Source organism: Pseudomonas sp. KT_2_4, assembly GCF_041410225.1.
Classification (GTDB): Bacteria; Pseudomonadota; Gammaproteobacteria; order Pseudomonadales; family Pseudomonadaceae; genus Aquipseudomonas; species Aquipseudomonas paracarnis.
In genome coordinates this window covers 2,243,698-2,261,965 of record NZ_CP166962.1, presented here as the reverse complement: position 1 = coordinate 2,261,965, position 18,268 = coordinate 2,243,698, and the positions used below count along the sequence as shown (strand labels likewise).

Annotated in this window: 21 protein-coding genes, 1 tRNA gene and 3 pseudogenes; 8 read left to right on the top strand and 17 right to left on the bottom strand. The window is 58.4% G+C overall.

The features are described 5' to 3' along the window. The first annotated feature begins 45 nt into the window (after nt 1-45). Complete coding sequence (locus tag AB9N64_RS10365; protein WP_014719523.1) at nt 46-771, top strand: amidotransferase; 726 nt, start codon at nt 46-48, stop codon at nt 769-771. Here the strand turns inward: AB9N64_RS10365 and AB9N64_RS10360 are convergent. From AB9N64_RS10360 to AB9N64_RS10350, 3 genes are all read right to left on the bottom strand, one after another. Continuing rightward, a complete protein-coding gene (locus AB9N64_RS10360; protein ID WP_003193449.1) occupies nt 768-1,739 on the bottom strand; it encodes a magnesium and cobalt transport protein CorA in 972 nt (323 codons plus the stop codon). The genes AB9N64_RS10365 and AB9N64_RS10360 overlap by 4 nt on opposite strands. Before the next feature lie 147 nt (nt 1,740-1,886). Next, entirely contained in the window at nt 1,887-2,609 is a 723-nt protein-coding gene (locus AB9N64_RS10355) for a 1-acylglycerol-3-phosphate O-acyltransferase (RefSeq protein ID WP_032901594.1), read from the bottom strand. Nucleotides 2,610-2,821: 212 nt separating this feature from the next. After that, on the bottom strand, nt 2,822-3,514 hold the full coding sequence (locus AB9N64_RS10350; RefSeq protein ID WP_003193445.1) for a crotonase/enoyl-CoA hydratase family protein: 693 nt from the start codon (nt 3,512-3,514) through the stop codon (nt 2,822-2,824). 321 nt (nt 3,515-3,835) lie between these two features. On the opposite strand from AB9N64_RS10350, the gene AB9N64_RS10345 reads away from it, so the two are divergent. After that, a tRNA-Ser gene (locus AB9N64_RS10345) sits at nt 3,836-3,925 on the top strand. 948 nt (nt 3,926-4,873) lie between these two features. Here the strand turns inward: AB9N64_RS10345 and AB9N64_RS10340 are convergent. From AB9N64_RS10340 to AB9N64_RS10330, 3 genes and pseudogenes are all read right to left on the bottom strand, one after another. Next, nucleotides 4,874-4,998: pseudogene (locus AB9N64_RS10340) on the bottom strand (baseplate assembly protein); the annotation flags it as partial. Between the two features lie 46 nt (nt 4,999-5,044). Next, a pseudogene (locus tag AB9N64_RS10335) lies at nt 5,045-5,220 on the bottom strand (phage baseplate assembly protein V); the annotation flags it as partial. Between the two features lie 13 nt (nt 5,221-5,233). Continuing rightward, nucleotides 5,234-5,779, bottom strand: a complete 546-nt coding sequence (locus AB9N64_RS10330; protein WP_020302611.1) for a hypothetical protein — start codon at nt 5,777-5,779, stop codon at nt 5,234-5,236. A 544-nt stretch (nt 5,780-6,323) separates the two neighbouring features. On the opposite strand from AB9N64_RS10330, the gene AB9N64_RS10325 reads away from it, so the two are divergent. The 3 genes from AB9N64_RS10325 to AB9N64_RS10315 all read left to right on the top strand — a co-directional run bounded on the left by AB9N64_RS10325 (nt 6,324) and on the right by AB9N64_RS10315 (nt 8,449). Continuing rightward, nucleotides 6,324-6,623, top strand: a complete 300-nt coding sequence (locus tag AB9N64_RS10325; RefSeq protein ID WP_003193360.1) for a hypothetical protein — start codon at nt 6,324-6,326, stop codon at nt 6,621-6,623. A gap of 198 nt (nt 6,624-6,821) precedes the next feature. Next, nucleotides 6,822-7,949 (top strand): saccharopine dehydrogenase NADP-binding domain-containing protein, encoded by a 1,128-nt coding sequence (locus tag AB9N64_RS10320; protein ID WP_032903085.1) that lies wholly within the window; start codon nt 6,822-6,824, stop codon nt 7,947-7,949. Nucleotides 7,950-7,951: 2 nt separating this feature from the next. Continuing rightward, nucleotides 7,952-8,449 carry a DUF2269 domain-containing protein gene (locus tag AB9N64_RS10315; RefSeq protein WP_020302613.1) on the top strand — a complete coding sequence of 166 codons (498 nt, stop codon included), beginning with the start codon at nt 7,952-7,954 and terminating at the stop codon, nt 8,447-8,449. Between the two features lie 51 nt (nt 8,450-8,500). Here AB9N64_RS10315 and AB9N64_RS10310 read toward each other — a convergent pair whose 3' ends face one another. The 6 genes from AB9N64_RS10310 to AB9N64_RS10285 form a co-directional block, all read right to left on the bottom strand. Next, a complete protein-coding gene (locus AB9N64_RS10310; protein WP_020302614.1) occupies nt 8,501-8,869 on the bottom strand; it encodes a DoxX-like family protein in 369 nt (122 codons plus the stop codon). Continuing rightward, nucleotides 8,866-9,318 carry a thiol-disulfide oxidoreductase DCC family protein gene (locus tag AB9N64_RS10305; RefSeq protein WP_020302615.1) on the bottom strand — a complete coding sequence of 151 codons (453 nt, stop codon included), beginning with the start codon at nt 9,316-9,318 and terminating at the stop codon, nt 8,866-8,868. Before AB9N64_RS10305 ends, AB9N64_RS10310 begins: the two co-directional genes overlap by 4 nt. 129 nt (nt 9,319-9,447) lie before the next feature. Further along, nucleotides 9,448-10,488, bottom strand: coding sequence for a DMT family transporter (locus tag AB9N64_RS10300; RefSeq protein ID WP_020302616.1), 1,041 nt, complete (start codon nt 10,486-10,488; stop codon nt 9,448-9,450). 69 nt (nt 10,489-10,557) lie between these two features. Beyond that, nucleotides 10,558-10,893 carry a hypothetical protein gene (locus AB9N64_RS10295; RefSeq protein ID WP_003193349.1) on the bottom strand — a complete coding sequence of 112 codons (336 nt, stop codon included), beginning with the start codon at nt 10,891-10,893 and terminating at the stop codon, nt 10,558-10,560. A gap of 178 nt (nt 10,894-11,071) precedes the next feature. After that, nucleotides 11,072-11,650, bottom strand: a complete 579-nt coding sequence (locus tag AB9N64_RS10290; RefSeq protein WP_003193347.1) for a DUF4337 domain-containing protein — start codon at nt 11,648-11,650, stop codon at nt 11,072-11,074. Nucleotides 11,651-11,703: 53 nt separating this feature from the next. Then, complete coding sequence (locus AB9N64_RS10285; RefSeq protein WP_014719515.1) at nt 11,704-12,588, bottom strand: LysR family transcriptional regulator; 885 nt, start codon at nt 12,586-12,588, stop codon at nt 11,704-11,706. 94 nt (nt 12,589-12,682) lie between these two features. Here AB9N64_RS10285 and AB9N64_RS10280 point away from each other — a divergent pair, with 94 nt between their 5' ends. Beyond that, the gene (locus AB9N64_RS10280) at nt 12,683-13,651 is read left to right on the top strand and encodes an NAD-dependent epimerase/dehydratase family protein (RefSeq protein WP_200600968.1); all 969 of its coding nucleotides are present in this window, start codon (nt 12,683-12,685) and stop codon (nt 13,649-13,651) included. Here AB9N64_RS10280 and AB9N64_RS10275 read toward each other — a convergent pair. The 3 genes and pseudogenes from AB9N64_RS10275 to AB9N64_RS10265 form a co-directional block, all read right to left on the bottom strand. Next, on the bottom strand, nt 13,638-13,994 hold the full coding sequence (locus AB9N64_RS10275; protein WP_019820579.1) for a DUF2784 domain-containing protein: 357 nt from the start codon (nt 13,992-13,994) through the stop codon (nt 13,638-13,640). The genes AB9N64_RS10280 and AB9N64_RS10275 overlap by 14 nt on opposite strands. Before the next feature lie 51 nt (nt 13,995-14,045). After that, nucleotides 14,046-14,372 carry a helix-turn-helix domain-containing protein gene (locus AB9N64_RS10270; RefSeq protein ID WP_014719512.1) on the bottom strand — a complete coding sequence of 109 codons (327 nt, stop codon included), beginning with the start codon at nt 14,370-14,372 and terminating at the stop codon, nt 14,046-14,048. After that, nucleotides 14,356-14,607: pseudogene (locus AB9N64_RS10265) on the bottom strand (type II toxin-antitoxin system RelE/ParE family toxin); the annotation flags it as partial. The pseudogene AB9N64_RS10265 and the gene AB9N64_RS10270, both read right to left, overlap by 17 nt. A 224-nt stretch (nt 14,608-14,831) precedes the next feature. Between AB9N64_RS10265 and AB9N64_RS10260 the strand changes: the two are divergent. Further along, entirely contained in the window at nt 14,832-15,518 is a 687-nt protein-coding gene (locus tag AB9N64_RS10260; RefSeq protein ID WP_014719511.1) for an HAD-IA family hydrolase, read from the top strand. A 127-nt stretch (nt 15,519-15,645) separates the two neighbouring features. On the opposite strand, the gene AB9N64_RS10255 is transcribed toward AB9N64_RS10260, so the two are convergent. Continuing rightward, the gene (locus AB9N64_RS10255; protein ID WP_060767356.1) at nt 15,646-16,392 is read right to left on the bottom strand and encodes a 3-oxoacyl-ACP reductase family protein; all 747 of its coding nucleotides are present in this window, start codon (nt 16,390-16,392) and stop codon (nt 15,646-15,648) included. A gap of 107 nt (nt 16,393-16,499) precedes the next feature. Here AB9N64_RS10255 and AB9N64_RS10250 point away from each other — a divergent pair, with 107 nt between their 5' ends. Next, a complete protein-coding gene (locus AB9N64_RS10250) occupies nt 16,500-17,423 on the top strand; it encodes a LysR family transcriptional regulator (RefSeq protein WP_073452610.1) in 924 nt (307 codons plus the stop codon). A gap of 105 nt (nt 17,424-17,528) precedes the next feature. Here AB9N64_RS10250 and AB9N64_RS10245 read toward each other — a convergent pair whose 3' ends face one another. Beyond that, nucleotides 17,529-18,257, bottom strand: a complete 729-nt coding sequence (locus AB9N64_RS10245; protein WP_060767355.1) for an aspartate/glutamate racemase family protein — start codon at nt 18,255-18,257, stop codon at nt 17,529-17,531. Nucleotides 18,258-18,268: the final 11 nt, after the last annotated feature.

Sequence of the window (18,268 nt, the reverse complement as noted above, 5' to 3'; positions counted from 1 at the left end):
GCTCTGGGGTGTGCAATATTCCCATCGCCGTGTCAGGTATTTTTTATGTCGCTACGCGTCTGCATCCTGGAAACCGATATTCTGCGCCCCGCTTTGATCGATGAGTACCAAGGCTATGGGCAGATGTTCAAGCGCCTGTTCGCCAAGCAACCGATTGCCGCCGAGTTTGTGGTCTACAACGTGGTGCAGGGCGAGTACCCACCGGATGACGAAGTGTTTGACGCGTACCTGATCACCGGCAGCAAGGCCGATTCCTTCGGTACCGACCCTTGGATCCAGACGCTCAAGACCTACCTGCTCACGCGTTATGAGCGCGGCGACAAGCTGCTGGGCGTGTGCTTCGGCCATCAGTTGCTCGCGCTGCTCTTGGGCGGCAAGGCCGAACGTGCCAGCCAGGGCTGGGGCATGGGCACCCACGCTTACAAGCTGGATGCCAAGACGCCATGGATGAGCCCCGAGGTGCCGGAGCTGACGCTATTGATCAGCCACCAGGACCAAGTCACCACCTTGCCAGAAAACGCCACCGTGATCGCCTCGAGCGAATTCTGCCCGTTTGCCGCGTATCACATTGGCGACCAAGTGCTGTGCTTCCAGGGCCATCCGGAGTTTGTTCACGACTATTCCCGTGAGTTGCTGGAAATACTTCAGACAACCCTGGGTGAAAAGGTCTACAGCAACGGCGTGGCCAGCCTGGAGCGCGACCACCACGGCGTGACCGTGGCGGAGTGGATGATGCGCTTTGTGGCGCACCAGCCTGAAGCCAAGGCTTAAAGCCAGCCCGAACGCTTGAAGCTGGCCCATAAACCGGTACAGCCCAAGGTAATAAACCCGAGCACCGCAAAATAGCCGTAGTGCCATTGCAGCTCGGGCATGTTCTGGAAGTTCATCCCGTAAATCCCCGCCACCGCCGTGGGGAACGCCAGGATCGCCGCCCACGCGGCGAACTTGCGCTGCACCACGCTCTGGCGCGACGCCTCCAGCAACACACCGATCTCGATGGTCTGGCTGGCAATGTCGCGCAGGGTGGTGAGGTCTTCCATTTGCCGCGTCACGTGGATTTGCACATCACGGAAATACGGGCGCATGTTCTTGTCGATAAACGGGAAGCTCAGCTTCTGCAACTCCTGGCTGATCTCCACCATTGGCGCCACGTGCCGCTTGAGCCGTAACACATCGCGGCGCAGGCCGTGGAGGTGCTGGATATCGCGCTCGTTGAGCGAACTGCACAGCACGTTACGCTCCAACTCATCAATCTCGGCGTGGATCGCCTCGCTCACCGGCTGGTAGTTTTCAGTGACAAAATCCAGCAACGCATAGAGTACGAAATCTTCCCCATGCTCCAGCAACAACGGGCGCGCCTCACAGCGTTGGCGCACAAAGCCGTAGGACGCCGAGTGACCGTTGCGTGCGGTTATGATGTAGCCGTTGCCGGCAAAAATATGGGTTTCGATAAACTCCAGCTTGCCGTTCTCGCGCACCGGTGAGTAGGTGACGATAAACAGCGCGTCGCCGAAGGTTTCCAGCTTCGGGCGGCTGTGTTTTTCCATGGCGTCTTCAATCGCCAGCTCGTGCAGGTTGAACTGGCGTTGCAGGTTGTTCAGTTCCTGGGCGCTGGGTTCTTCCAGGCCGATCCACACAAAGTGCCCAGGTTTGGCGGCCCAGGCCGCGCCTTCATCGAGAGTGATATCCGAGACTTTCTTACCGGCGCTGTAGACGGCAGCCGCAACAACTCTACCCATGGTGCTGATCACTTCTTATCAAGAGGACAGATGTTGGGCAGCTTAGCCTGAATGGCGTTCCGTTGTTGCTGGCTGATATCACTGATCGTTCCCACGCTCTGCGTGGGAATGCCGCCCGTGACGCTCCGCGTCACCCTAAGCGTGCGCCTACGCGCGTTGCAGTTCGCGGTCCATCTGTGCGATGCACTCATCCATCTGCGTCTGACACGTCAGCAGCAACTGAGGGATGTCATCCACCGTCAAGCCACAGGTAGGAATCGGCGGCAACGAGCGTATCAGCACACTGCCACTGTCCCAACGATTGAGCTTCATCTGCGTCACGTAATTGCTGACGCACACCTGTACGATAGGCACACCGGCCGCAATCGCCATATGGAACGCGCCTTTCTTGAACGGCAACAACCCTTTGCCCAGGTTGCGCGTACCTTCCGGGAACACCCAGATTGACGTGTCCTCATGCTGCAAGGTATGCGTGGTGGTCAGCATCGCACGCCGCGCCTTGTGTGCATTGCCACGGTCAATCAGCACATTGCCCGCCAGCCAGAACAGCTGGCCGAACAGCGGTACCCATTTCAGGCTTTTCTTGGCGATGCAGACCGTGCGGTGCGGCACTACATTGCCGAGCACAAACAGATCGTAGTTGGACTGATGGTTAGCGATTACCACGCAGGTACCGGGCTTGTTGCGCAGCGAGTCGACGTCGGCCTTCACGTTCAAGCCCAGGATCCGCATGGCCGGCAACGCATAGAGGCGAGCGCAGAGACGGCTGTTGTCCGGATTGAACGGCCGGCACACACCGACCAACACACCCAGCACGCCAGCGATCATAAAATGCAGGCTCATCAACAACATACGCAACAGAAAAAGCATCGACACGGCCCATCGGGACAAAAGGTGGCGCAGTGTACGGATGTGCACTGTATTCGGCAATTGCCCCTACAGACGTAGGAGATAGCCGATGTTTAAGCGCATGTTTCCACATGGGCCGATAACGGCTAGCTAGAGCGGCTACGGACGTTTCACACTTATAGGTAAGAAAAAGCCCGACTCAAGGTCGGGCTCAGGCACAGCAGGGGTAGGGCTTAGCTCAGGCTATGGCCCTGATCCTGGATGATTGCATCGTCCAGGGCTTCGAGCAGTGCACGGCGCACTTTCAACTTGGTGTGCTTGTGCGCGTTCATATTGATCTTCTTCAGCTGCCGCGCCGCTTCCAGTGCAGCCGCTTGCAGTTCTTCCGGTGCAACCACCTTGTCGAGGAAACCTGCGTGCAGGGCGCCTTGCGGATCAAACATCTCGGCATTGATCACCGAACGCTGAAACGCCGACTTACGCAGGCGATCCCGCGCCAGCTCGATACCGGCGTGGTGCATGGTCATGCCAATCGCCACTTCATTCAGACCAATGCTGAACGGGCCTTCGACGCCAATCCGATAATCGGCCGACAACAACAGGAACGCGCCTTTGGCCACCGCATGGCCAGGGCAAGCCACGATCACCGGGAACGGATGCGCCAACATCCGCCGCGCCAGGGTCGAACCCGAGGTCACCAGGCTGATTGCCTCTTTAGGGCCGGCGGTCATCACCTTCAAATCATAACCACCCGACAAAATCCCCGGCGTGCCCGTGATGATCACCACCGCCCGATCCTTCTCGGCCTGATCCAGCGCCGCATTAAACTCACTGACCACCGCCGGAGAAATGGCATTCACCTTGCCGTTGCTCAGGGTCAGGGTCGCGATACCGTCTTCGAAGTGGTAGGCAATCAACTCACTCATGACGCGGTTCCTTGTAGGGCTTGTTATAGAGATAGATGAGCAGACGTTACTCACCACGCCCGCGCGGGTAAAGCGCCGTGACTGACTACCCAGTCAGGCTTTTCCCGCGTCCCCACGGGTAGACGGCCCGCAGCAGGGCGCAGCAACCGTCCCAGACGCGTGCCGCCGATGCCTGAGAATGGCACAATCACCACCCCTTGCCGCGCGGTGAATGGCATAACGGTCTAACCGCATGAAAATTCTGAAAAAAACCTTTGCCATCAGAAAGGCTTTCGACTACATTAGCGCGCCTCGACAGACTGAACTGGTTTGACGAGATACGGTGAAGTGTCCGAGTGGCTTAAGGAGCACGCCTGGAAAGTGTGTATACAAGAAATTGTATCGAGAGTTCGAATCTCTCCTTCACCGCCACATTGTTATGAAAAAGCCCCGTTTTTCGGGGCTTTTTTGTGCCTGATGATTTTCTCCCTCCCTTTGTTCCCCATTCGGATTTTTGAAAGGCAGCCTCGCCGCCAGGTGGCTCTCGACGGGGCGCTTTTTCGTATTAGCAATCCACCCTGGCGTCTGTGCGCAGCTCGTTGAGCTGATCTCTATTGATTTCGACCCAATGAGCAACCAGGAAAAATCTGCGACAGGATTTGGTGGCGGTACAGGTGCTGTCCCCTGTTTTGAGTGACCTCCACATGCGTATTACCGACACCTATCACTGATTTATCGATGTTAGTGGTCTAATAGTTTGGCCATGATCTTTGACACGGTCATCCTCGATAACGATTTTGCTGCTGGAGGAGACGTAGTACTCGCTCGTCTGTGCGAGGTCTTGGACGAGCATTAAATAGCCTCTTGAATCGCTACGCGACCACGTGTCGCTATTGCCTTGCTCTATTGAGAAGTAGTCCTCACTGGGGTTGCTATCAGTCTTCCATGAACTTACTGCAACTTTTACAACTCTGCTTGCGCCGTTTGTGATTGTGATAGTCATATTTACATTCCTTTTGGATTTTGAATTCCATGAGTTGGCTCCCTATTTGGAATAAAGCTGCAGACTTGCCACTGCTACAAAAAAACCGTAGTTAGGTTAACTCGCTGATTAAGCCATATCCAAGTGATACTGGAGGCGCTCAATGCTGGCGCCAAGTAAAATATAATGTATTGCATGGGTATATTGTCCGCCTGCTTCCACAGTCAAGCCTACAGACGGGAAAATGCAAGGAGAGGGGGACAGATTTTTTTGATTTTCTTCCTCCTCGTTCAAAGCAAACAACCCCCCCCCAGGTTTCGAAAGAAACCTGGGGGTTTGTAATTTTTGAGCTTGGAAAACCTACTGTTCTTAGATCATGCGCACGGCATATCTATTCGTATGCGCAGACGGTTGACGTCGTTGAAGGGTGATCCACCAGCTCTGGCACCAGGCTGTCATATTCGCGGTGCATTCCACGCGTGCCAATGCGTGTGGTCAGAATGTCGGTGATCGCCTGACTGATGTGCTAGCGCTCGCTGATAGCACCGCCGGTATGTCGATTCATGATGGATCGGCACCCCAGACTGGTCGCCGCCGGCCTTGACGCCGGTGTGCGGGTGTTTGACCAAACTGACGCCGGCTGCGATCACATCACTAGATACCTGGACTTGGCCGGTTACGTCTGACTCCTGGTTTGGATGTAGTCACCTTTGTGGGTGATGTCGCCTTCTAGGTTGATGCCGCCGAAGCGTCGCGAACTATCGGATAAAAATAGCGACTGCCAGAATTATAATAATCATGCCTAATGAGGCGATCGCAGTGATAATAGAATTAAGTTTTTTATGGAGTTTTTCAATTGTGGTGGTTAGTTTTTTGATTTCTACGTCATGGCAGGTGTGTTTTTCGCTGGAGGCTGCTGAGTCATTATCGAGAGAGCTTTTGTCTGCGTGAGCTGCAATGATACTTCCGCCTGCTCCTGAGCAAGCAAATAATAATACTTGCGAGTAGATATCCAAGTAATCTTTGTAATGCTGCGGAATGGTATTGGAAGGAACAAAGATGTAAATTATTTTCAAGTATAAAGTTTGAAATAACACGCCAAACATTATAATGAATAACCCTTTGATCACTCTGTCCTGCTTGAGGTCAAGTATCATGATGAGAGCCAAAAAGACACCTAGGATCAATGTTGATATGGCTATTTCTGGCTTGCCGAATATGCCAGCTGTGATAGGTGATACAAACGCTAGTATGAAAGCAGCCACCCACAAGCCTACGATCATTTTGTAGTTTGGCTTTGCCATGTTTTGCTTTCCTTGCATTTTAGTTCTCGATCAAAAAGAGTTCATTGAGTTGGTTTTGTCAGTAAGGCGTCGCGAATTATATCAAGGTCTATGTCTATGAACCCTAATAGTTCAGGTTGCTCGTAACGAATCTCTGGTGCACTGCGCTGAGCACGGTCTTTGATGGCTACGTCGCAATTCCTGGCCGATAGAGCGGGCGAGTTGATTGCGGGCGGCTGGCTGGAGTTGCTCCAGCGGGAAAAGGGGACGAATTTATTTACTTTATGGCCCGCACAGCGTTGTGTTTTATCGCTAACTTCGCCGACGGGAACCCTCATGTTATTTCCGGCTCAAGGTTGCTATCGAAAGTCCGGAAACAACAAAGGTGAACCCGCGCCCAGAATCGACCAAAGCAGTCAAAAGCCAGATCGCCGAGTTGTTGTGTGTGGCGTATGTTGACGCCGTCGGCAATGGGGCGGGTGAGTTTAAGGGATAGGCGTTTTTCGGCACGGCCTGCGCGGTTACGGATAGACTGGACGCCTCAATTTTTCAGGATGCAGCACTCATGTTCAAAGTTGCCCTCGCTTCCTTGCTGTTGACCTGCACTTTTTGCGCTCACGCCGGTACGACGGTCGATGTGTCGAAGATTTACGGCAAGATCCAGTTCGTGGACAGCTATCCCGACTACAAGGTGAAGGTGGTGAATCAATTCCCCGACCTCAAAGTAAAGAAGGTGGATTCCTGGCCGGATTCTGTCGGGAAATGGCAAACCGTCGATAGCTATCCTGATTACAAGATCCAGATTGTCGATTCCTATCCGGACTTCACTATTGAATATGTAGAGAGCTGGCCTGGAGTCAATTGATCGCGGTAAACCGTTGCAGGTGGTCTGAGACGGCTTGTGGGGCGGGCTGGTGATCAGGGCTCTGTAAAACCGTAGTCCTTCTTCTCACTCTCTCTGTTGATCTGGCCCAAGCTGTTAAGCAAATCGGGTATCTTTGCCGCCTCAGCCGCCAGCCTGCCTCAGGCGCAGCGCATGATCGATTGTTTAGGGAAGAATGGAATGACACTCAGGGTGTTGGTAGTCGGTGGCTACGGCAATTTCGGCAGCATCGTTTGCCGGCATCTGGTGTTGGCGCCGGGCATTGAACTGGTGATCTCGGGTCGCGACCCTCATAAGCTGCAGCGCAAGGTGGATGAGCTGAAAAGCCAGTCGAACACCGCTTGCGAGGGCTGGTGCGGCGATGCCATGGGAGCCGGGTTCGCCTCCGTTTTGCGGTCGATGAACATCACGTGGGTGATCCACACCGGCGGCCCGTTCCAGGGGCAGTCCTATGCTGTCGCCCAGAGTTGCATCGACGCTGGCGTGAACTACTGCGACTTGTCCGACTGCCGCACCTTCGTCAACGGCGTGAGCGTGCTGGATGCACAAGCACGGCAGGCAGGCGTGGCGATCCTTAGCGGGTGCAGCTCGGTGCCGACGCTGTCGTCCGCCATCATCGATCAGTATCGCTATCGCTTCACCCGTATCGACTCGATCGAGCACGGTATTTCCTCCTCGGCCAAGATGCCGGGCCTGTCCACCGTCGAAGGTGTGCTGGCTTACGCGGGCAAACCCATCAAGCAGCTCAGGCATGGCCAGGTGCATGAAGTGCTGGGCTGGCAGGACCTGACGCTGCGCAAAATGCCTGAGCTTGGCACGCGGGTGTTGGCGAATGTGGACGTGCCCGACATGGACATCTTTGCTGGCCGCTATGGTGCCCACACCCTGAGCTTCAAGGCTGGTGCGGGGCTCAAGCTTGGCGGTGTCGCCAACTGTCTGCTGGCCCAGGCGCTGCGGTGGGGCGTGGTGCGTGACCATCTTGCCTGGGCTGCGCGGCTGCATCGGCTGGGTACTTGGTTCGAGCGCTTTGGCGATGGCAAAAGCGCGATGTACATCGACGTGAAAGGCCTTGGTGCAGAAGGGCAACCGCTGTCCCTGGCGGTGCAACTGACGGCGCTGAATGACAAAGGCCCGGAAATCCCCAGCTGCGCCGCCGTTGCTCTGGCCCTTAAAGTCGCCCAAGGCTATGTGCCTGAACCCGGTGCGCGGCCGTGCGTTGGCGAAATCACCGTCGACGAATACATGGCCGCTATCAACGACCCGGCGAACCTCAGCCTGGCCGTGCATTTCTCTGACGGGCAGGGCTGACCATGCTCTATCTGAGCCTGAAATACATCCACATCATCGCGGCGATTTTCCTGTTTGGCTTCGGCATGGGCTCGTATCTGTATCTGATCGCCGCGAGCCGTACGGCCAACCCGCAAGTGATTGCCCATGTGGCGCGGATGGTGGTGCAGTTCGATACCTGGATCACTACGCCGGCGGGCGTCATTCAGATCATTACCGGCTTTGTGTTGGTCAAGCTTGCCGGACTTGGGTTGACCACCGAATGGGTGCTGACTTCGCTGATCATCTTCCTGTGTGTGGGGGCTCTTTGGCTGCCGGTGCTGGTGCTGCAGAAGCGTTTGCAGCAGATGGCGCTCAGTGCGGTTGAGACGTGCAGCGCGCTTGGTGATGGATACCGCGGCGTCTATAGGCAATGGTTCTGGATGGGTGTTTTGGGTTTCTCTGGGATGTTTGTGATCGTGCTGATCATGGTCACGAAGATGACGCCATGGCAGTTGATTGGGCTGTTGCTGTGTGGCTGACATCAGCGCTGGCCGTTGCACTTGAGGCACTCGGGCTGAAATAAATGCCGTTCAGGGCTTGGTATTCCAAGCCACCGCACACAACGCCAAACCCGCCACATTCAGCGACACAGGATTAAACGCTTCCCTGAGCATCGACGGGCTGAACACCGCCACATCCACCAGCAGCCCCGCCAGCGCAGTCGCAGCCACTACAAGCGGCCAGATACTGCGTGGCGAAAGCAGTATCCATATCGCCAGGGCAATTTCCCCAACCCCCGCCAGCGTGGCGAACAACTGCACCTGCTCGATCCCGTGCGCCTGGATCATTGCCCGCTCACCCTGGCTTAGCCACAGCAGCTTTGGCACCAGCCCATGGTAGGCAAACATGAAAGCCAGGCCGCCCCGGGCGATCCAGTTGATGCGCACCAGGGAATTCATGGCTGATCCTTTAAAAAGCGCTGTTCATGATCCGCATTCGGCAACAGACAGGTATCGTATTTCCCGAACAGCCGATAGCGATTGCGCGCGATGCGGTCGTAAGCCCAATCCCGAAGAAAGCGCGGGATGCCGCGCAGGAGCAGCATTGGGTGCCAGCGGGCAGGCAGTTGCGCAATGATTTCCAACACCGCCTCCGAACGCTCCCAACAGTGCCGATCGCGGATCACTGCGAGGGTGTCGAACTGCTCCAGCGGCAACCCCGCCCACGCCAGCAGCGCCTGACCCTCGGGTGACTGCACGGCGGCTAATCGCAAGCGCCGTTGGTGGTCGTGGCGGATCAGAAACCTTGCCCAACCGTTACACAGCTTGCACACCCCGTCGAACAACACCACGGTTTCACCGGGCTTGAGGAATGGCGCGGGCGTAGGGCGGGTGTCGGAGGCAGGCATGTGTGTAGGTCCAGTCGGGCCGGGTTGGCCTGGATCATACCTGCCTTCGCCTGCACTGTAATGTTTGGAACCACTCCCACTGGGCTTCAGGATTGGAGAATACCGAAGTCTTTTCGTACCAAACGATCATCAATGCCTATGCCGATGATGCACATCCGGAAAATGCGCGTGGCTGTGAGTCATCACCTTGTGAACATGCACATGACTGTGCGGCTGCGCCGGATCCCACTCAAACCCATGCTCATGCTGGTGATGTTCATCATGCACATGCCGATGCCCATGTTCCGTGGCTTCATGCACATGTTCATGGGCATGCCGCTCCGTCAGGTGCAGCCACACGCCTACGGCCATCAGCGCCGAAGCAATCCAGAACGCCACGGTCACCGACTCGCCAAATGCCAGCAACGCCACTGCGGCACCGAGAAAGGGTGCCGTGGAGAAGTAAGCGCCGGTACGCGCGCTGCCCAGCCCGCGGAGGGCCAGCACGAACATCACCAGGCTGATGCCATAGCCGAGGAAACCTACCAGTAGAATCGGCGCCAGTTGCGCCACGCCCGGAATCTGCGCCCCCAGGTAAAGTGCCAGGCTGCAATTCACCAACCCCGCAATCAAGCCCTTGGCGCCAGCGATAAAGAGCGCGTCAGACGCCGACACCTTGCGCGTCAGGTTGTTATCAATGCCCCAGCACAAACACGCCAGCGCAACGGCGAGCGGTCCGGTCCAGTCCTGATGGCTGCTGTCAGCACCGGACCACGACAACACCACGCCGCCCAACACAATGGCAAGCATGCCGAGGACGATGCGTCGGTCGGCGTTTTCGCGGAACACGACCCAGGCGATCACGGCGGTCAGTACCGATTCAAGGTTGAGCATCAGGGAGGCGCTGGCGCTGGTGGTGCGGGTCAGGCCGAACATCAGTGCAACGGGGCCGAGGAGGCCGCCGAAGGCGATGGCGCCAAGTAGCCAGGGCCATTCCGATGGGGTTAGCCCGGTAGGTTTCCAGCCGCGATCACGGATCAAGCGCACACCGGCAAGGCCAATGCCGCTGCCGAGGTAGAGCAGGCCGGCGAGCAGGATGGGCGAGAGGCCCAGGCCAAGACTTTTGGCGAGCGGGGTGCTGGCGCCGAACAGGGCGGCGGCCGCGAGGGCGTAAATGATGCTGAGGTTCATGGGCCATCCTCGAAAGTCAGGCCCATGATACGTCGCTTGCCGGGGTCAGCGCCCTGGCAATTTCGTACTTTATTGCGCGGTTTTCAGCTTGATCACATCACCGGAGATTTTGGTGGTGTAGCCGTTCAATACCCAAGCCCAGAACCACTTTTCCTGCACTTGTGTGTTGATCAACGCGTCGCCGCCCTTGGCCTTGATGGCTGCATCCTGGGCGCGTACGAAGCGGTTGTTCTGGCCGATGGGGATGACGCCCAGCAGCATGATGCCGGTGGCGCTGGCTTCGCTGTGGCCGAGGACGGTGTATTGGCTGGCGTCGTATTGCTGGGTTTTCATGGCGGTGCCGGTGCAACCTGCCAGGGTGAAACCAAGTACGGCTGCTGCAACGACTTTACTGACGTATTTCACTCATAACTCCATAGGTTCAATCTCGAGATTCAATTCTCGGGGGGGCGACACTCTAAGCGCTCAGTTGGCAGATTGAAATCAATCAGCGAGGCTGGGTCGCAGTCTGGCGGGTACTGCGCGGTGATCCCATTGCAGCCTGGTTGGGGCTCGACAGCGCCCACATTTATTCTTCGGCGTGTCAGAGATGCAGCCACGCCAGGCCACCCAACATCACCGCCACCCCGCCGGCGGTGTACGACATGCGTTTGAGCCATTCCTTGCGCGTGAGCAGGGTAATCGCCGCCAATGAAATCGCGATCTGAATCGCCGTCATCGCCTGGGCCCAGCGATGGTGCTGGTGCAGCGCTTCCTCGGATTTGTGGTCCCAGTCCCGTGAAGTGGCCTCAAGCGTTTCGGCCTGTTTACGCACTTCTTCCTTCTGGCGCTTGTAGCGCTCGATCTCCGCCTGGTAATGCGCCGCATCCACGCCGGGAATATGGCTGGCCAGTTCTGCCAGGTTCTGGCGGCTGGATTTGGCCTGGTAGTAGTTCCACTGGTTAGCGGCTTCGGTCTTGATGATGGCGGCGTTGTTCTTGTCCATCGCAGCTTCACTTTCGCTGGAGCCGGCCTGATAGCTGAGCATGGCACCGACGGTCGCCATGATCGCGGTCATCACGGCGATACGACTGGCAAAGCTATCGCCGCGGCCGTGAGCATGCTCGGTGGTGTGTTCAAGGTGTTTTTCGTGGGGGCTGGGAACTTCGAAGGCTTCGGACATGGGGCGACCGCGAACGGATTGAGGTGCGCTGATTGTTCACCAGCGCAGCTGTCTCAAGCCTGTACGTAACGCTGCAAACCTGCCACCAGTGCATCGAATGTCACCCGGCAGCGTGGGCTGTTGCGCAGGTCTTCGTGCATGCTGACCCAAGTGTCCATTTTAAACGCGAAGCCGTCAGGCAGCACTCGGCGCAGACGTGGGTCGCGCTGGGCCAGTTGTACCTGGCACCCACCGATGCCGGCACCGGCGCGGATCATTGCCAATTGCGCCAGGTCGCTGTCGCTACTGATGGCGAAGGCGTTGCGCTCAAAACCCTTGATTGCCAGGCTGCGGATAAATGCAGTGGCTTGATCAAAGCCGATGACGGAGTGGCCGGCCAGGTCGTGCATGTGTTGGGGGATGCCGTGTTGCTGCAGGTAATCGTCACGGGCATGCAGGCCGACTTCGATCAGGCCGATACGCCGCGCCAGCAGCTGCTCCTGGCTGGGGCGCACCATGCGCACGGCAATGTCGGCTTCCAGCTGCAGCAGGTCGCTCAAGCGGTTGGTCAGCACCAGTTCCACCTTCAGGTGCGGGTGTTCCCGGCGCAATTGCGTGATGATCGGCGGCAGTACCTCCACACCCACCACTTCACTGGCCGATACTCGTACCACGCCGCGCACCTCATCGCCTTGGGACGAGGCGGCGCGTTCAAGGGCGGCGGCGGTACGCGCCATGGTTTCTGCATGCGCCCGCAGTGTGTGGGCGACCGTAGTGGGTAATAAGCCTGAGGGCGAGCGGGTGAACAACACGACGCCCAGCGCCGTTTCCAGCGCGGCGATGTGCCGCCCTACCGTGGGTTGGGTGATGCCGAGCTGCCGTGCGGCCCCCGACAGCGATCCTTCCTTGAGTACACCGAGAAATGACCGGTAAAGCTCCCAACCGATATTCGTAGCCATACATAAATGTATAGCGGCTCGATACTCTTGGGCAATTCCTCTATAGCTGTTCCGCATCCAACATACCCTCATCAACCAACAGTGGGAGAGGGTGATGAGCAAGGTTCTGATTTTGGGTGCAACCGGTGGCATTGGTGGCGAAGTGGCGCGGCAGTTGAGCGCGGCGGGCTGGGAGGTGCGGGCGTTGACTCGGGATCTGATCAAGGCTCGCAGCCAAAATCCTGTTTTTACGTGGCTAAAAGGCGATGCCCTGAATCGCGACGACGTGATCGCGGCCGCCCGGGGCTGCGCGGTAATCGTGCACGGCGTCAATCCGCCGGGTTATCGCAAATGGGCCGAGTGGGTGTTGCCGATGATCGACAACTCCATTGCGGCGGCCATCTGCGAAGGCGCGACAGTCGTGCTGCCCGGCACGGTCTACAACTTCGGGCCGGATGCATTCCCTGTGCTGCACGAAGACTCACCCCAGCACCCGCTGACTCGCAAGGGCGCGATCCGTGTGCAGATGGAGCAGCGCTTGCGAGCCGCTTCCACTCAGGGCGCCCGGGTGGTGATTGTGCGCGCTGGGGATTTTTTCGGCGCCAGGGTGGCCAATAACTGGTTTGCCCAAGGCTTGGTCAAACCCGGCAAACCGGTGCACACCATCCGCTACCCAGGCGATTACGGCGTGGCCCATCAATGGGCTTATCTGCCGGACGTAGCGCGTACAATGCTTGAGTTGATTGAGCGTCGTGCCAGTCTTGGCGCCTTCGCCTGCTTTCATATGGCTGGGTACATGGATGCGGACGGTACGCAGATGGCTAAGACGATCCAGCGTGTGGTGCTGCGCAGGACGGGCCAGCAACCCAGGGTCGGCGCGTTTCCCTGGTGGTTGTTGAACTGGGCGGCGCCTTTTGTCGTCACCGTGCGTGAGATGCAGGAGATGCGCTACCTGTGGCAAACACCGTTGCGCCTGGATAACCAGCGCCTGCTCGCGACGCTCGGCCATGAGCCCCACACACCGCTGGAACAGGCGGTGGAGGCCACCCTGGTTGGCCTGGGTTGCCTGCCTACTTGCGTTTGATCAGGCGTGCATACACGGCGAGGTTGACCACCACCACCACGGCCCCCAGCACTAATTGAGTATTCGCAGTCAGCCCGGCGGGGTAGATCAGCGTCAGGATGTAGTGCTCTATAAACCCACCGCCATAACCATCCTGCCCGGCCAAGTGGCGAAACAGGTTTTCCCAACGTGTAAGGGGGCAGGGCAGGTGCAGCACCTCTACCGCGATGCCCCAGGCAACGGCGGGCAGGTGCAGCCACATTACCCGGGGCCACTTCAGGGTGAGCAGGCCGCCGAACAGCACGAACAGGATAAAGGCCAGGTGGAACAGCACAAGGCCGTCGGCGGCTAGGCGGTAGAGCATGTTTGAGCTCGATGTGAGGTGAAGGGGGACGTGAATTTTTGCAGCGCGCCGTTATAGCTCCAGTTGACTGGCATTGATACCGAACGCTTTGGCTATTTTTTCCCGCGTGGTGCGGCGGGGTTTGCTGACCGCTTCCTGCTGGGCAAATGCCGATTGTGAAATACCCAGGCGTTTGGCGACTTCTTCCTGGGTCAGGCTCAGGTGCTCGCGCCACGCGCGAATAGGTGTTGCGCCATCCACCAGGCGGCTGACTACCGCATGGGGGATCAGGTTTGGATCGTTTTGCTGCGCCACATAGTGTTCATAGGGAATCACCACATAGGCTGGCTCGCCCTGCGTATTGTGGATGATCTGTACGGCAGTAGGTTCGCTCGTCACGTTTTTTAACCTCTTGGATGCTGACGACCTGGATGCTGCCGTCCCAGTCGAAAAGGACCCGGTAATGACCTACCCGCAAGCGATAGCTGTGAGGATGGTTAACCAGCGCCTTGACGTTGATTGCATCGGGCATGTGTTCAAGAGCGGACACGGCATCGCGTACCTGTTGCTGATGATACGAATGCAACCGAAGCAATTGTTTGACGGCTTTTCGCGTCCATTGGATTGAATTCATGGGAGGTTAATAAGTCTTTTATAAGGTTTGCAATCGGTATTTTCAGATCCGCGTCAACGGGTCATGACGTTTTCCTCTCAAACCCTAGACGGCCGCCGTCAGCGCCGACGGGTAAAACTGTTGCGTGGTATGAATCAACGGAAGGCCCACGAAGGTTGCTTGCAGGCAACGAGGGCCGTTATTGTGCTGAATCCTTTTAGTCCTCGCCCCAAGGTTGTGTTGTGATGAATGCACCGCGTACCGCTGTCCCGATCAAAGCCGTGATTTTCGATATGGACGGGTTGTTGCTGGATACCGAAGGCATCTACACCGAAGTCACGCAGATCATTGCCGAACGCTATGGTCGTACCTACGACTGGGGCATCAAGCAGCACATCATTGGGCGGGGTGCCCAGGATTTGGCCGATTACGTGGTCAAGGCCCTGGACCTGCCGATCACGCCCGCCGAGTTTCTGGAAATACGCGAACCGCTGATGAGCGAGCGCTTTCCCAAGGCCCAGGGCATGCCCGGCGCCGAGGCGTTGGTGCGGCACCTGAAGGCGCACAATATTCCGATTGCGGTGGGCACCAGTTCATCGCGTAACTCGTTTGGCCACAAGACCACCCTGCACCGTGAATGGTTTGGCCTGTTCGACACCATCGTCACTGCCGATGACCCGGAAGTCGGCGCCGCCAAGCCAGCGCCGGATATCTTCCTCACCGCCGCGCGCCGGTTGGGTGTAGCGCCTGAGGATTGCCTGGTGTTCGAAGACTCGCCGTTCGGCGTGACGGCGGCGAAGGCTGCGCACATGACCGCTATTGCGGTGCCCGATGAGGCGATGGCTGACAGCAAGTACCAGCATGCTGACCAGATTATTCGCAAGCTCGCCGACTTTGATTTGGCCGCCTACGGCTTGCCCCCCATGGCCTGACCCCGCGCGGTCAAAAATGTGGGCGCTGGCTTGCCTGCGAAAGCGGTAGTGCAGTGACAGATGTCGCACTGACACACCGCCTTCGCGGGCAAGCCCGCTCCCACATTTGGTGTGCGGTTTTGCAAAATCAGGCGCTGAAACCACCGTCGATGGTCAGGCTGGCGCCCGTGATATAGCCGGCCTCCGGCCCGGCCAGATAGGCCACAAAACTGGCAATCTCCTCCACATGCCCATACCGTCCTACCGCCATCAACCCGATCAGGCTGTCGGCAAAATCACTGTTCGCCGGGTTCATATCGGTGTCCACCGGCCCAGGCTGCACGTTGTTGATGGTGATGCCCCGTGGCCCCAGGTCCCGCGCCAATCCCTTGGTCAACCCCACCAGCGCCGCCTTGCTCATGGCGTAGGGCCCGCCACCGCCAAAGGGCATGCGTTCGGCGTTGGTGCTGCCGATATTGATCACGCGGCCACCTTCGCCCATGTGCTTGGCGGCTTCCTGGGTGGCGATAAACACGCTGCGCACATTGATCGTCAAGGTCTGGTCGAAGTCTTCCAGCTTGAATTCGTCCAGCGGCGCGATGGCCAGCACGCCAGCGTTATTCACCAGGATATCCAGGCGTCCAAACGCCTCGACCGTGGCGTTGACCGCCGCGCGAATCGCCGTGGCATCGGCGCTGTCGGCGTGAATCGCCAGAGCCTGCCCCCCTGCGCCGATCACCTCGTTCTGCAGTGTTTCAGCCTTGGCGGCCGAGCTGACGTAGGTAAAGGCAACCGCTGCCCCTTGGGCGGCGAGGCGCTTGACGATGGCGGCGCCAATGCCGCGGGAACCGCCTTGAATCAAGGCGACTTTGCCGGTGAGGTTATGTGTGGTCATGTCGATCTCCGAGGTAGTTGATGGAGCGAGTATCGACCTCACCCGCGCAGCTCGGTAGCCCGTGGTTGCTATAGTCTGTGTAAACCAAAAGTTTAGAGTGGAGCGATATGGAAAGCTTTGGCAGTATCGAATGCTTTGTGCGCAGCGCCGAGGGTGGCAGCTTTGCCGAGGCTGCACGGCACCTGAGCCTCACTCCCGCAGCGGTGGGTAAAAGCGTTGCCAAGTTGGAGGCGCGCCTCGGGGTGCGGCTGTTCCAGCGCAGCACTCGGCGTCTGGCGCTGACCGAAGCCGGCAAGATGTTCCTGGCGGAAGTCAGCGGCAGCCTCACCACCATTCAGAATGCGGTCGCCAACCTGGCCAGTGCCGAAGGGCGGCCGGTGGGCACGCTCAAGGTCAGCATGGGGCCAGTGTTCGGCAATCGGTATGTGGTGCCGTTGTTGGGCGAATTCATGCAGCGCTGTCCGGATATCAGCCCGGACTGGCATTTCGATAACCGCCAGGTCGACCTGATCGGGCAAGGCTTCGATGCGGCCATCGGTGGCGGGTTTGATCTGCCCCAAGGCGTGGTGGCGCGCAAGTTGACCCCGGCGCACCGGGTGCTGGTGGCGTCGCCGGATTACCTGGCGCGCCGCCTGCCGGTGCGGGCGCCCGACGACCTGTCGCACTGCCTCGGCATCTTGATTCGCTCGCCGCAGACTGGCCGGGTGCGTTCATGGCAACTGACCCACCGTGAGCGCGAGCACAGCCCACTGGTACTGAAGCCAGCCATGACCATGAGCGACTCCGAAGCCGCCTGCTGCGCCAGTGCCCAGGGCCTTGGCATCGCGCTGGTGAGCATGCCAATGGCCGTGCCGTTCCTGGACAGCGGTGCGTTGGTGCGAGTGTTACCCGATTGGTATGTGGACGACGGTAATATTTCCATCTACTACGCCGAGCATAAGTTGCTGCCGGGCAAGACGCGGGCGTTTGTGGATTTCATTATTGAGCAGTTCGCCGAGCAGAAACTGGCTCAACGATTCAGTGCCATCTGAGCAGGGCCTTGCATCGAGTCGTGGCCATCGCGGGCAAGCCCGGCTCCCACATTGGATTGCGATCACTGTGGGAGCCGGGCTTGCCCGCGATGCAGGCGCATCGGTCTACCGCCCGAACTTGCCCGGCCATCCAATGACTTTCTTCGGCCGCGGCGCCGCATACGTCCTGATCTTCGAGGTCGACAACCCCAACCGCACCAACGACTCGGCCACCATCACCGCCGCCGTCACTCCGTCCACCACTGGCACCCCGGTGCGCTGGCGGATCTGCTCATCCAGCCCGGCCATGCCGCCGCAGCCCAGGCAGATCACCTCGGCCTTGTCGTCGCGGATGGCCAGTTCGGCCTGGCGCACGATGGCCTCCGTGGCGCCCAGCGGGTCTTCTTCCAGTTCCAGCACCGCCATGCCGCTGGCGCGCACCGAAGCACAGCGCTGGTAGAGGCCGGCGAGTTTCAGCCGGTCTTCAATCAGCGGCACAGTGCGGTCCAGGGTGGTCACCACCGAGTAGGCGTGCCCCAGGAACATCGCGGTGCTGGCCGCCGCTTCGGTGATATCCACCACCGGCACATTGAGCAGTTCCTGCAGGCCTTCACGGCCATGTTCGCCATAGCCGGCCTGGATCACCGCATCAAAGGGCTGGTCGTAGGCCATTACCCGATCCATCACGGCGATGGCTGCCAGATAGCTTTCAAAATTGCCTTCCACCGATTCTGCGCCGAAGTACGGGGTGAGCCCGACAATCTCGGTGCCCGGTGAAGCCACGGCCCGTGCTTGCTGGGCAATGGTGTCGGTAATGGATTCGGTGGTGTTGACGTTGACCACGAGGATACGCATGGAAAGTCCTT